Annotated in this window: 9 protein-coding genes; 1 reads left to right on the forward strand and 8 read right to left on the reverse strand. The window is 47.4% G+C overall.

Annotation, left to right across the window (positions count from 1 at the left end; all coding sequences use genetic code 11):
• Nucleotides 1-205 precede the first annotated feature (205 nt).
• A complete protein-coding gene (locus L5M71_RS08090; protein ID WP_107402714.1) occupies nucleotides 206-607 on the forward strand; it encodes a hypothetical protein in 402 nt (133 codons plus the stop codon).
• A gap of 85 nt (nucleotides 608-692) precedes the next feature.
• Here the strand turns inward: L5M71_RS08090 and L5M71_RS08095 are convergent, their stop codons facing one another.
• The 8 genes from L5M71_RS08095 to rng all read right to left on the reverse strand — a co-directional run bounded on the left by L5M71_RS08095 (nucleotide 693) and on the right by rng (nucleotide 13,775).
• Nucleotides 693-1,886, reverse strand: coding sequence for an ABC transporter permease (locus L5M71_RS08095; protein WP_131523437.1), 1,194 nt, complete (start codon nucleotides 1,884-1,886; stop codon nucleotides 693-695).
• A 1-nt stretch (nucleotide 1,887) separates the two neighbouring features.
• Nucleotides 1,888-3,105 carry an ABC transporter permease gene (locus tag L5M71_RS08100; RefSeq protein ID WP_263206949.1) on the reverse strand — a complete coding sequence of 406 codons (1,218 nt, stop codon included), beginning with the start codon at nucleotides 3,103-3,105 and terminating at the stop codon, nucleotides 1,888-1,890.
• Between the two features lie 80 nt (nucleotides 3,106-3,185).
• Nucleotides 3,186-4,160: an HlyD family secretion protein gene (locus L5M71_RS08105; protein ID WP_263206864.1), complete on the reverse strand. Its 975-nt coding sequence runs from the start codon at nucleotides 4,158-4,160 to the stop codon at nucleotides 3,186-3,188.
• Nucleotides 4,150-5,532 carry a TolC family protein gene (locus L5M71_RS08110; RefSeq protein WP_263206866.1) on the reverse strand — a complete coding sequence of 461 codons (1,383 nt, stop codon included), beginning with the start codon at nucleotides 5,530-5,532 and terminating at the stop codon, nucleotides 4,150-4,152. Before L5M71_RS08110 ends, L5M71_RS08105 begins: the two co-directional genes overlap by 11 nt.
• Nucleotides 5,533-5,626: 94 nt before the next feature.
• Complete coding sequence (gene tldD, locus L5M71_RS08115; RefSeq protein WP_105251291.1) at nucleotides 5,627-7,075, reverse strand: metalloprotease TldD; 1,449 nt, start codon at nucleotides 7,073-7,075, stop codon at nucleotides 5,627-5,629.
• A 133-nt stretch (nucleotides 7,076-7,208) separates the two neighbouring features.
• A complete protein-coding gene (locus L5M71_RS08120) occupies nucleotides 7,209-8,039 on the reverse strand; it encodes a carbon-nitrogen hydrolase family protein (RefSeq protein WP_263206868.1) in 831 nt (276 codons plus the stop codon).
• Nucleotides 7,963-12,309 (reverse strand): YhdP family protein, encoded by a 4,347-nt coding sequence (locus L5M71_RS08125; RefSeq protein WP_263206870.1) that lies wholly within the window; start codon nucleotides 12,307-12,309, stop codon nucleotides 7,963-7,965. Before L5M71_RS08125 ends, L5M71_RS08120 begins: the two co-directional genes overlap by 77 nt.
• Nucleotides 12,309-13,775 carry a ribonuclease G gene (gene rng, locus L5M71_RS08130; protein WP_168825804.1) on the reverse strand — a complete coding sequence of 489 codons (1,467 nt, stop codon included), beginning with the start codon at nucleotides 13,773-13,775 and terminating at the stop codon, nucleotides 12,309-12,311. The genes L5M71_RS08125 and rng overlap by 1 nt, the downstream gene beginning before the upstream one ends.
• Between the last annotated feature and the right edge of the window lie 22 nt (nucleotides 13,776-13,797).

A 13,797-nucleotide genomic window follows, 5' to 3' on the forward strand; every position in this document is an offset into this window, starting at 1 on the left:
TAAGACACGCTACTAGAATATGACAGTAAGGCTGATGACATGCCGAAGGACAAGCTCAATACTGAATAATTTTTTCACTTGTTTTAAATTTGTTATTGGAAATAAGGCAGATATAGATATAATCTTCCGGCAAAAATTAAACAGGGGCAGTTTAATTTGCGAAGCAACCGCTTCATTTGTTTTATCGCATCAAAAGGAAGATGAAATGCGTAAAATTACTTTAGTCTCTCTGACCATTGGCAGCTGTTTTCTCGCCGCCTGCGCCGCAAAACCACCTATTATCGCTCAAGAAAAAACCGTTGAAATCGAGGGTGTTAACTTAGTTTTTGGTGGCAGTTTTGATACAGAACGCAAAAACATTTCACTCTCAGTGAATGGCGATTCTGTTATGAAAGGCACTTTCCCGCCTTATACTCCGACTCAAAATTTGAGCGGTAAATACAAGGATTTCAAGATTTCTAGCCAATGCTATTTCGGTTCAGTACTCAGCAGCCAAGGTGGCGCATTTGGCGCGATTGCCGGCGTCATTCAAGCGACTAAGTCGAGCTCAGGCGATAAGTGCGATATGCTCGTCGACGGTAAAATTGTTGAAAGTCTCTACTTCTAAAGATTAATTGCAGAAGTACCTAAACTGCCCCTGTAGAGTACAAAACCTGTAAACACTCGCGAGATACTCTGTCCCGCGAGTCCCATCAAAGCTGATTAGCTTCATCCAACAATCTTGCTCTGCGCTTAATCCCCAACATCGCTAGGCCGAAAAAGACCGCAAATAAGCCCCAGAGTTGCAGCCATTTTGGCATCACACTCGCCCAACTTGCGCCCATTTGATTGAGCTCTAGCATACCCATAATCGCGGGTACGGCCGGAATAAACTGTGAGCCGAGTACTAAAGGCTCTGGGATCAGCGCTATCGGCCACACAAAACCTGACACAAATAAAATAGGCATAGAGATCAGCAGTAGCACTTGGGTGGGTAAATCGCGGCGGGTGAACAAGGTACTCATGGCAACACCTGCGGCGGCGGTAGCCAGTAAAAACGGCAATAACCACAGCGCAACTAAGCCAAGGCTCGCTTGAATACTCACGTTATACCAGTGATAACAATAGCCCACATAAAAGCTGGTAAAGAAGATATAAATCAACATGAAAGCAAGAATACGACCACAGACTAATTGCACCGGTGACACCTGCTGCCAATACCCTTTATGCCGCCATTGCCCTGCCCCCAAAATGCCAGTACCTATGAGTAAGGTTTGGTGCAAAATCAGCAAGAACAGTCCAGGTACCACATAGGGCGTATAACCTAGGCTCTGGTTAAAGGCAGGCACACTGTTAAGATGAAGCGAGTTTAAACTCTCTTGGGCCTGCTTAGGATTTTGTCCTTGAGCAAGCATGCCAATCAATTGCACTTGTTTACCCGCATCCATTCCAGCGCTAACTAAGCCTTCAACAACCGCGGAATAAATCAAAAAGTAACTAGCATCACCGCCATAGCTTAGCGTCACACCTTTACCAAGCAATAAATCGCGGCGGAATCCTTCTGGGATCACGAGTAAGCCGTGGGCCTTACGCGTCTCAATAAAACGCTTCGCCTCAGTAATCGAACCGACTTGGCCTATGACTTGAATTTTTGCGCTTGCATCGGCATGACGGATCAATTGACGGCTTAGGGAAGAATGGTCTAAGTCCACCACGATCAGTTGTTGCTCGGTCGGCACTTGATTCAGATAGGGCAAAGGATACAAAACCGAATAAAATAGTACACCGCCAAATAAGGTCACAGCGATCGCTTTATCGCTAATAATGGCCTTAAATTCAGTGAGGATCAGTCGCCACAGACTGAGCTGACGTGGTGTGTTTGCGTGTTCGCTATTGGATAAATTCATCCTATTGCCCCTTCGCAGATATAGCTGCGTCCGAGTCATAAACCGTCACTGAAGCATTGGTGTTAACTGTGATAGGCAGTAATTTACGCGACAGGAAATATATCAAAGGTATCAGACAAATAAAGCCCCAATAGCTGGTGATTTGGCTCGCTACACTTGGCCAAGTAGCGCCATAACTCACGATACTAACATGGGACTCAATATAATGGCTCGATGGCATGATAAGTCGCCACCACTGGGCTAATTGCGGCATTTCGTGAGTCGGAAAAGTAATGCCCATAAAAGCAAACGCTGGCGCAAATAAAGCGGTACAAAAGCTGATGACCCGCGCACTGTCACGCATCACTACAAATATTAATAACACTAAGCTCCAAACTGCCAATAACATGACTAATTGCGCGAGCAATAATAGGGCTAAACTCCCCGCCATCGGCAGAGCAAGATACAAATACAGCCAAGCTAAAATAAAGCCGCCCTGCAGCATCAATATCGGCGTAAACAGCACCATTTTCGCCCACACCTTAGGCCAAAAATGTTCAGTTAAGAGATTCGACATGCCATCGGCATGAGTGGTAGGCGCTAAATGCAGCTCTCGATTTAAACTGTTTGCCATCACTAACATAGATAACAACTGCCACAGCGCAATCAGCACTGGCGGTACTAAGAAACCTATGTAGTTGTTATTTCGGTTAAACAGGGCTGTTGTTTGGCTTTTGACTGGGCTTAAATTCACTGCAACTTGGGATTTTGGTGTACCATTTGCGAGCTGCTTTAAACCCGCCACTTGCTGTAATCCGTCGCCTAAACTCAGCTGAATTTGGCTTGAGAGTAACTTACCCACCAGCAAAAATTGACTGTTGTAGCGCACATCAATTGTAGGCTTATGGCCTGTGAGTAAATCCTTTTTCATATCATAGGGAAAAACCACAATAGCGTAGACTTTCGCCTGTTGCATCGAGCTTATCGCCGAGGATAAGTCGGTAAAACTTTGCGGATCGGTAACTGGGTTTGCCTTAAGCTGACGGGTCAACATGCGGCTCAATTGACTATGATCTTGGTCAACAATCGCCACGGGCAGTTGCCTTGGCAGACCTGCACTGAACAACCACCATAAGCATAAAATCCCCAGTAGTGGAATATAACTTATCAGCGCTAACTGCCAAGGGTCATGCCATAGGGCACGCAGCTCACGGCGAACTAACGCTGTGAGCAACGCCATAAAGCTTATGCTCGATGGCTGTGATTCGCCCTTAATCTTGTCCGCCGCGTTGGCGTGAGGCGTACGTTCAGTCACGACTTTTACTCACTACGCAGCAGCACAGACATGCCGACACGCAGATCGGTAATCGGCTGGTTTGGACGCAATTCCACTTCAAAGGTACGCATATCAAAATCATGGCCACTTTCGGTCGAACGCCAAGTGGCAAACTCACCCATCACACTGATATGGGACACTGTAAAATCCACATCCTGCCCGAGTGCCGGAATCGTTAATTGAATTGTTTGACCTTTTTTGAAACGTTTAAGTTGGTCTTCTCGCACTTGGAACACGGCCCAAGCATCCTGCATATCAATCAAACTAACAATCGGAAAACCACTGGGAGCCAATTCACCCGCCTGTAACAGCACGTCGCTGATCTCACCCGATTTAGGTGCGCGCATTTGGCTATCTTCCATAATGGCGCTAACTTCTTTCACTGCACCTTCAGCCTTACGGGCATTACCTGCAGCAGCCACTTTAGTTTCCGCCCGCGCACCTTCCTCGGCCATTTGGTACATGGCTAAGGCCGCTTGTTCTGTGTATTTTGCCGCTTGCCATTGAGTAAAGGCTTCATCGCGTTTTTGTCTTGCCGTCACACCTTCGTTAAATAAGTTTTCGACTCGGGTATAGGTGGTTTTAGCGAGCGTTGCCGCCGCCTGCGCCTTGAGCCATTGCTCCTTGGCTGCCATCACTTCTTGGCTGCGAGCACCGTTGTTGGCTTCTAGCTGCATCGCCTTAGCGGCATCACGGCCACCTTCGGCCTGCATTAACTTTGCATCTAGCTCAGGACTGCGGATCGCAAATAATAAATCCCCTTGGGCAACACTATCACCGCGGCGCACGAGCACTTGCTCGACTCGACCTGGCACCTTGGACGAAACATTGTACTCACGGGCTTCAATCTGGCCCTGCAACAAACTCGGCTGCGGGCTATAAGCGAGCTTGAGTCCATAGGCTAAGATAAGGCCTAATGCGACCAACGCCACAAGGGCAAGTATTCTGTTAGCGCGCATTGTTTGTCTCCTGCTCTTGAGTGCGGCCTATGGTACGACCGATAAATTCATCTAGTTGACCACTAATGGCCATTAATCTGGCATAGGCTTGCACGTAACGATAACGGGCAGCCAATTGCTGAGTTTTCACTGCGCTCAGTTTCAGCTCCGCATCGACTCTGTCGATAGAGGTTGAAAGCCCTTGATTAAAGGCGATGTCACGCAGGCGCAGGTTTTCAATAGCAAGTTCGAGCGAAGTATCGAGCGCCGTCACTTCTTCCTCGGCCTGTAATAATTGGCGATAGCTTTGATCCACCAGCAGGCTCAAGTCTTGTTTAGTTTGTGCCTTGGTATAACGAGCTTGTAAGAGTGCACTTTTCGCCGCTTCAACCTTACCACTACGACCATCTCGGCTGATCAGTGGCACATTGACCCCAACCCCAACCATCCAGTCAGGTGTGATGCTCGTCAAGAGTGTGTCTTCTTCATACAAGGTGTAGTTACCGAAGAGGAAAACCGTTGGATGGTATTTACCTTTTTCCAACGCTATTAAACCGTTCGCTTGCGTTTCTTTCGCTTCGAGTAATTTGAGCGCCGGATGTTGGCTCAGGGTAATTTGGCTGAGTTGAGCGAATGAAGGAGCCTGTGGCAGTACAAATAAGGGAGAATTTGTGCTCACCTGACTTTGCTGTAGCATACGAGCCAGCGCGATCACTGCCATTTCGTGTTGCCGACGAGCACTGCCTAAATTGACTTTAGCATTGTCTAGGGCGACCTGCGCATTGAGGCGCTCAACCTTCGCAATTTGCCCTTCGCGCTCTAGTGCTAAAGCATGATCAACATGCTTAGCTAACGAGCCAACCAGATCGGTCTGAGTATTCACCAATGCCAACGTCACATCGACAGCGTAATATCTATCCACCAGCAGGGTAAATAAATCACGAGTAGCCAATTGTAATTCTTGTTGCTTCTCGGCCACCATAGCCGCGTGTATACCTTGAGCCGCAGTGATCTGTCCGCCCGTATAAATCGGCCACATTGCCTGTAAGCTGGCGCTAAAAATATCTTGTTCACTTAAGGGCAGCGGCGGAATAGCCGCAATGTAACCACCAATTACTGGTGGAAGAGAAGTAATAGAGTTTAGTTCTTTCAGATCAAACTCAATCGGTTTATCCAAATGAATATAGTTACCGCGAATGTCTAATGAGGGCAAATTTAAGCTCTCGCCCGCCTCTTGTTCACCCTTAGCGCGGTTAACTTCCTGCGATTGCGCTTGCAACTTGTCGCTCACCTTCAGCACTTGCTGCCAAGCATCAGTAAAGCTAATCGGCTGAGCATAGCCAGCCGAAGGCAATGATAATAGGCACAGCCATACTACACGTGATAGTTTCATTAACACCTCTAGAGTAGTTACTCTAATTTCCTTTGCGAATGATAACATTCATGGTGGGCAGCGACTAGAACCCATAGACGTAAGGTTCTAGGTTTTATGCTGTTCCGCCCACGGTAAGCTTATCGAGTTTTAGGGTCGGTTGACCCACACCCACAGGCACACTTTGACCATCTTTACCACAAACGCCCACACCTTGATCTAAAGCCATATCGTTACCGACCATAGAAATCTGGCTCATAGCCTCAGGGCCATTACCGATTAAAGTGGCCCCCTTAATGGCTTGAGTAACTTCACCATTTTCAATCAAATAGGCTTCGGATGCTGAGAACACAAACTTACCCGAAGTGATATCGACTTGGCCACCGCCAAAGTTAGGGGCGTAAATGCCCTTCTTCACCGATTTGATAATCTCACTGGGATCAGACTCACCGGCCGTCATATAAGTATTGGTCATACGTGGCATAGGCAAATGCGCGTAGGATTCGCGGCGACCGTTACCCGTTGGTGCAACACCCATTAAGCGAGCATTGAGTTTGTCTTGGATGTAACCCTTTAAAATACCGTCTTCAATCAATACGGTTCTTTGGGTTTGTACACCTTCATCGTCGATGCTGAGTGAACCACGACGATTAGGCAAGGTGCCATCGTCGACCACAGTCACTAACTTAGACGCAACTTGCTGACCAACCTTGCCGCTAAAGGCACTGCTGCCCTTACGGTTAAAGTCGCCTTCCAAACCATGTCCAACCGCTTCGTGGAGCAATACACCGGGCCAGCCATTACCTAACACCACAGGCATTTCACCCGCTGGTGCATCGATGGCGTTAAGGTTAACTTGCGCTTGACGCACGGCTTCGCGGGCAAAGGCGAAACACATAGGTAAACCTGTGTCATCGCTTGCCATTAAAACACCGTAGTCATGACGACCACCACCACCGGCGCCACCACGTTCACGTTTACCGTTTTCTTCCAAAATCACGCTACAGTTAAAACGCACCAGAGGACGGATATCGGCCGCAAGAGTGCCATCACTCGCAGCAACGAGGATTTCTTCGTGCACACCAGCAAGGCTAACCACCACTTGAATAATCCGGCTATCTAGACTGCGAATAAAAGCATCGGCTTCTTTCAGCAGGTTGATTTTTTTGACTTCTTCCATCGCCGCAATCGGATCTAAGCTGTCGTATAACGCCAATGCTTTTTGACGTTTAAAGGCTTGCACTTGAGTCTGCTCACCCGCACTAGCAATGCCACGGGCAGCCTGTACTGCAGCGCTTAAGGCGGCAGGAGTGATATCATCGGCATAGGCAAAACCCGTTTTCTCACCGCTGATGGCCCGCACACCCACACCGCGTTCAATATGGAAACTACCGTCTTTGATGATGCCGTCTTCCAGCACCCAAGATTCGTGGCGACTACCTTGAAAATAGAGATCGGAATAATCGATTTTGTGCTGATGTATGGTGTTTAGATAGGTTTGCAGGCCCTCTAACGCTAACCCATTCTTCAATAAACTTTGCTCTACTTGTGCTAAAAATGGCATCTATGCTCTCTTTGACCCCAAGGGATCTTGATATTCTGAGTGTAAATTCGGTGTACTAATTCTATGTGTTAATGCTGCATATCGACTCAAGCGCAAATTCAGCATTTCAACTCGTCTGCTGGCTACTGGCACATTATTTCAAGCTTGGTTCAAGGAAACGATTATGCTGCATGACGGGCATTTTACTGCGAATACTGTGCAGTTCGGTTAAGTCGACCTCAGCCTGTACCCAACCCGTACCGGTTTTGAGTTCAGCCAAAATATTCCCCCAAGGACCGACTATCATGCTCTGCCCCCAGGTTTCACGGCTGCCTTCGTTATGCTGTCCCCACTGAGCTGCAGCAAGAATAACGCATTGGGTTTCAATCGCTCTGGCCTGTAGCAATACTTGCCAATGGGATTCCCCCGTCACCTTGGTGAAGGCAGAAGGGACTGTAATAATCTCGGCACCCGCAAGACGCATCGCCCTAAACAAGTCGGGAAAGCGTAAATCATAACAGATGGTTAAGCCAATTTTGCCAAAAGGTGTATCGATAACGCTAATGTGATCACCGGGGCAGAAGGTTTCGCTCTCGCGATATTGTTTTGTACCATCGGCAACATCCACATCAAAAAGGTGCAGTTTATCGTAATGCCCTAAAGTATCACCTTTATCATCAAACAGATAACTGCGACTATAGACACGACCGTCCTCAGCCAACGCCGGAATAGTCCCCGCGACCATAAACACCCGATACTTGGCGGCCAGTGCACTTAACGCCGATTTGAGCGGACTCTGATGGACATTGCCCGCATAAGCAAGTTGCTGACTTTCATGGCCACCAAACAGTAAACTGCATTCGGGTAACACGACTAAATGGGGCGTATCGACATCCCGTTTGAGTTCGTTAAGCTGCGATTCGATAAACAGCAGATTGGCGCTGACGTCGCGACTGCTCTGACATTGCAACAGGCTGATGTGCATTTTGCTCTCCCTGAATTTGCTTAATCGATTCTACTGCTGGCTGATTCTCTGGTGTGGCAGGCGTGTTCGGCGCTTCAGGCGAAGGCGTCGCTTGAGGTTGCTCCCGCTTTAAATCGAGCACTTTAATTTGATCTGTTGCTGGCTTTAGCTCTTCTGACTTTGATTCTTCAGATCTGGCCTCTTCAGGCTTAACGTCTTGTGGCTCGAGCGCTTCTGGTTGTGTTGCTTGAAGCTGTGGCTCAGATTTAGCGTTGCTTGGTTTAACTTCAGTTGACTGAGCTTCAGTTAACTTAGTTTCAGTTGGCTTAGCTTCTGTTAATTGAGCCTCGGTCGATTTAGTTTCTACCGGCTGAGTGATATCGGCGTTATGACTCGCGGCTTCGGTCGGCACCGCTGGGCGCTCAACGCCAACCACAGGTAAAATAGATTCTGGAATTTCAATCTCTTTACTCTTACGCTCTAACTCTTCGACCACAGGCTCAGCCATAGTCCCAGTCACCCGAAAACGAATTTCTGAAATCACTTCAATCACAGGCTCAAGCACTTTTGTCAGGGCAAAGGCCCCCAGACCCAGTGTCCACGCGCTGGTACTGAGCAATACGACAGTCGGCACACTTGAGGCCAATTGTGGCACAAAGCGGATATCGTAATTCAAACTTTCAGTGGTGAGATCCGTATAGCCACGCACCTTCATATTACCCGCGATGGCATCCATTTCAGTGTCTGTGGTTTTCACCACGCCATTATCAATCTGCAAATTGCCATTGAAAGAGTTGAAATACATGCCCTGACCGAAGACATCGGTGAAATCCAGCGACAGTTTACGCACCAGAGAATCTAAACTGAACAGGGAGAAAATCCGCGTGCCCTTGTCACTCACCTGAGATAAGTGGCCTTTGCCTAAATCGAATTTCACCTTGCCATTTAAGGTTTCGAGGGAGAAAGCATAGGGAGCACCTTGCCAAGATAAATCCGCATTAACCTTCAAGGGTGCTTCATTAATGCCAGGCTCTATACCCAATTGAGCAGATAGATAACTAAACTGAGTGGCATTTAACTCAACACTGAGGTCAGTTTTATTCTGTCCAGCCTGTTGCTGCCAAATGCCACTGCCCTGCAAATTGACATTGGGCGTAGTCAAAGACAATGTTTGAATCTTATATCCTGCCGCTTGTGGGCTCGCCTGCAAAACAAGCTTTCCAAAGGATTTATCGAAGAAACGAAAATCTTCCACATTCACTGCCACGGGCGGTAAGTTAGTGAGCACTTGATCACTAGCAAAATCGGCATCCGTGTTCGGCTTTACCTCAGGTGAAAAATAAAATTTATTCGCCACAACTTTGAGACCTTGAGTTTTCCAATTTGGATAGAAATCGATCCAACCGTCAAATTCGTTGGCAACGGTATTAAAACGCCATCCCGTCTCGTTAGGCTTAGCATTAAGCCTAAGCTCCGTCAGTTGTTGCCCTAAAAGATCGAGCCGACCGATATGAGAATCGATACTCGCCACCGCGGGAAATAAACTTTTATGGGGAATATCATCAACTAAAATGCCCGTTTTCGGTATTTTCTCTTGACCAACAAAGGCATTAACCACAGGTAACCATTCGGCTAATTTGGCCTTACCGAGATCGACTTGAATATGACCTTGTTCCGTATTTCTGGCTTCATCCACATCGAATAAACGCCCCAATAACAAGTCAAAATAACTAAAATTTGCGCCTTTATCGGCATCGAAACCACCGATAAACTCGGCATGACTGGCAAGTTTGACATCGAGCGTCGCATTATCTTGATCGCCAACAAACTCGGCGACTAAAGGTCGTGGTTCATTTTCGGGTTTAGCAAAGTATCCTGGGAGTAACAGTTGCGTCCCCAGCATATCCGAAGTCACTTTGGCTTGGATTTGATAACCTTGCTCAGTAAATAGCATAGTCATAGCGCCGTCCCAACTGATTTTTCCCTGATAAAAATCACTCAAGGGATTGTGCAATTCATCGGGGAGACGGCTGAGATCCCAACGACTTTTCAGCGAAAGATTAAGGCCAAAATCTTTACCTTTAGGCTGAGTGTCGAAAGTTAAACTGAGCGGTTGTTCAAACAAGCGCGCTTTAATGCCTTTTCCTGTCACAACCTCATTCGCAAAGTCGACTACACCAGTCACGCCATGAAGTTGAAGCCCTGGCTGAGCAATATATACAGGTGTGTTATCAAAACGGATTTGACCACGAATATCTTCAGCTTCACCTTCATACAGTGGAATGCTGATGTCTAAAGTGCCAGTGACAGCACCTTGTACTTGCACGACATCTAAGGTTTTGCCTACTGAGTTCGCCAAAGGTGAGGCTTGTAACACCTTAGTCGCCGCACTGCCTTGAGTAGCAAGTTCGGCTTCAATCCTTAGCAGCGTCTGTTCACCAATAGCGGGAATAAATACATGAGCCCCTGTGGCATCCACATTCATCAGCTTGCCTTGGTTTAACCAAAGATCCATGCGGGTATTTTCAAACAAAGCGTTAAGGGACAGATCTGTGACCGCAGGCCAGTCGGGTTGAAACTGAAATTTGGCATCTGTTAAGGTAAATGCTGCCTGAAATACGCCGCTATTATCGTCGAAGGGAAAACCACTTAACGGACCACGCCAAACAACTTGCGCATCTTGGGTCTGACCCGCTTTAAGCCCAGTATCCAAATACTCGGCCAGTGATTCACCCATCGCCTTATTGGGGAAATACTTGTCGGCATTAGCCACATTGTTGATACGAACATTGGCCGCCAGCGCCATGTGTGCAGCACCGCTAAAGTCCAAATTCAATGCCGCATCAACGCCGATATCTTCGTTTTCAAACTGCAACTGAGGCACATTTAAACTCAGATGTTCAGTATCGAATTGACCATCAATTGGCGCCCCATTGAACACTAATGGCGCCGAAAATTCATCACCAAAATCGAGGGTGTACACTTGTTCAGGTAGAGAGAAATACAACGTTTTATCTTGCCAGCGCAGGTTCACATCGACAGGATAAGTATTGGGAATACCGTCAACCTTTTGCCAATGCAACTGCTTCACTTCGGTACTGGCGAGCAAAGGCTGGTCGGCTTTTTGATACAGGCGGATTGGTCCAATATTCGCCTCGGGAGCTAACGCATGCCATTGACGTAATACGGCTCTATCGACTCCAGGAAATAGCGGCAGCAGCGGCAATAGACTCTGAGTATTAACTTGATTCACATAGGCAAATAATTCATCGTTTTGACGCTTCGCGGCCAGCGTTAATGCCGGCCAATGCTCACCATTGGTGACAAAATCCAGTCCTGAACTTTGCACTTCCCAACCCGTCTCCTTTGGCTGCCAGACAATATCGCCCGCTTGAATTTCAAATTTCTGCGGCTCTTGCTTTAATGTCCATTGCAGCCAGCTCGGCTCAAAATGAACCATAGCAGAACTGATGCTGCGGTCGGCAAACGTAAGCCAAGCCTTAAGATTGACAACCCCTTCTAAGGGTAACTTTTGAGTGGAATCATAGGGATTAGGCTGACGTGAAGCCCATTCACCTAAATCCAAAGAGTTAGCCGCCAAATAAATCTGCCCAGTCAAACTGTCGGGATTTGCACCATCGCCCTTGATATCTAACTGTAATCCGAGAGATTCATGCTCAGAGGCATCACTATCAAGATACAACTCTCCCGCACCGCGGTGACGTTCACCATGATTGCGCCAGTTCAAATGACGGATATGGATCGGGCGAAACTCTTGGTGCATGCTCAGCAATTGCACTGTGGCATTGGTTAAGGAGAATCTATCGAGTTGTTTGAGTAATAGGGCATAGAGCCAATCGAGTTGCGGTGCTTTATTAATTGTGGCGGGATCGTTTTCAGTAAGCTTATCCATGTCTAAAGCGACATGGACACCCTCAAAAATAACATCTTCGATTCGCGGGGTGAGCGTGAGCAGCGATTGCCAAAAATCTAACTTCACTTGTACGTTCTTGATCATCAAGGTCACAGGCAGTTGTTCCTGTGGCGGGATCACTAAGTCATCGATGTTAATTGCAGGGCCAAATGCCTGCCAATGGGCGGATAGCTCCCCCACTTGCACATCGACTTTATATTCGCTTTTTACGTAATTAACCAGTTGCTGACGAACTTCATCAACCTGCGGTAATAAGCCACGGATCAAACTGACGGCAAGCGCAAACAAGACCAAAATAAGCGCCATAAATTGCCAACAAAAACGGCTAAATTTTTTTGCAGTAAAAAGCGTAGCCACTACATCATCACCACATCATATTTGTGCTGTGAGTACATAGGCTCATTTTGCAAACGGATGCGCTTACCTATGTAAACCTCAAGTTCAGCAATAAGATGATTATCATCGGTATGCAGACTTTGATACACGGCAGGCGAACAGTACAACAGGAACTCATCAGCATCGTAGGCACGGTTTAAACGGATTATTTCGCGAAAGACCTCATAGGAAACCGTCTCGACTGTCTTCATGCTCCCCGTGCCATGACAGGCCGGACACTCGCCGCAGACGACATGCTCTAAACTTTCGCGGGTACGCTTACGGGTCATTTCGACTAGACCTAACCCCGAAAAACCACTCACATTGGTTTTCACCCTGTCTTTAGACAAAGCGCTAGTTAAGCTGCTAAGAACACGAGCCTTATGATCCGCCGTCATCATGTCGATAAAATCGATAATAATGATACCGCCGAGATTACGCAGACGTAACTGCCTCGCTATCGCTTGGGTCGCTTCGAGGTTGGTATTAAAAATGGTTTCTTCAAGATTCCTGTGCCCCACAAAGGCGCCGGTATTGATATCCACAGTCGTCATGGCTTCGGTTTGATCTATGATCAAATAGCCACCAGACTTGAGCTCGACTTTACGGCCGAGTGCACGTTGAATTTCATTCTCCACATCGTAGAGATCAAAAATAGGCGCAGGTCCTGAATAGTGCTCAATCTTATCGGCAATCTCTGGCATAAACTCCTGCGCAAAAGACTGCAACTCGGCAAAAGTGCGGCGAGAATCCACTTGAATACGGTCCAGCTCAGTACCGACAAAATCACGCACAATGCGCACAGGTAAGGCTAAATCTTGATACAGGAGCGACACACCACTGCGTTTACGTCGCTCACTCACCTTTGACCAAACTCGGCGTAAAAATGCCGCATCTTGGGATAACTCATCTTCCCCTACGCCTTCGGCGGCGGTGCGGATAATAAAACCACCGTCATCATCAACATAGGGCAAAGTAATTTGTTTGAGGCGACTGCGTTCTTCTTCTAGTTCAATACGCTGGGAAACACCAACATGGCTAGAACCTGGCATAAAGACTAAATAACGGGAAGGCAGCGTGATATCGGTCGTTAGGCGTGCGCCCTTAGTGCCCAGCGGATCTTTAACCACTTGCACCATAATGTCTTGCCCTTGACGGACTAACTCGGCGATATCACGAACAACGAAATGACCTTTCTCAACATCGGCGACACACTCAGTGTGCGGTACTATGTCGGACGCATGTAAAAAAGCCGCTTTATCTAAGCCAATATCGACAAAGGCGGCTTGCATACCGGGTAACACACGGCTGATTTTACCTTTATAAATATTACCCACTAAACCCCGTTTCATCCGGCGTTCAATATGGACTTCTTGCAGCACACCATGCTCAACTAAAGCAACGCGCGCCTCAGATGGAGTTACGTTGATCAGTAATTCTGAACCCATCTTGCGCTGTATTTTATTTGGA

It is taken from the genome of Shewanella sp. SW1, from assembly GCF_025653545.1.
Taxonomy (GTDB): Bacteria; Pseudomonadota; Gammaproteobacteria; order Enterobacterales; family Shewanellaceae; genus Shewanella; species Shewanella oncorhynchi.

Coding starts and splice junctions, on each gene's coding strand:
- L5M71_RS08090 (WP_107402714.1), top strand. CDS start 206: ATGCGTAAAATTACTTTAGTCTCTCTGACCATTGGCAGCTGTTTTCTC.
- L5M71_RS08095 (WP_131523437.1), bottom strand. CDS start 1,886: ATGAATTTATCCAATAGCGAACACGCAAACACACCACGTCAGCTCAGT.
- L5M71_RS08100 (WP_263206949.1), bottom strand. CDS start 3,105: ATGGCGTTGCTCACAGCGTTAGTTCGCCGTGAGCTGCGTGCCCTATGG.
- L5M71_RS08105 (WP_263206864.1), bottom strand. CDS start 4,160: ATGCGCGCTAACAGAATACTTGCCCTTGTGGCGTTGGTCGCATTAGGC.
- L5M71_RS08110 (WP_263206866.1), bottom strand. CDS start 5,532: ATGAAACTATCACGTGTAGTATGGCTGTGCCTATTATCATTGCCTTCG.
- tldD (WP_105251291.1), bottom strand. CDS start 7,075: ATGCCATTTTTAGCACAAGTAGAGCAAAGTTTATTGAAGAATGGGTTA.
- L5M71_RS08120 (WP_263206868.1), bottom strand. CDS start 8,039: ATGCACATCAGCCTGTTGCAATGTCAGAGCAGTCGCGACGTCAGCGCC.
- rng (WP_168825804.1), bottom strand. CDS start 13,775: ATGGGTTCAGAATTACTGATCAACGTAACTCCATCTGAGGCGCGCGTT.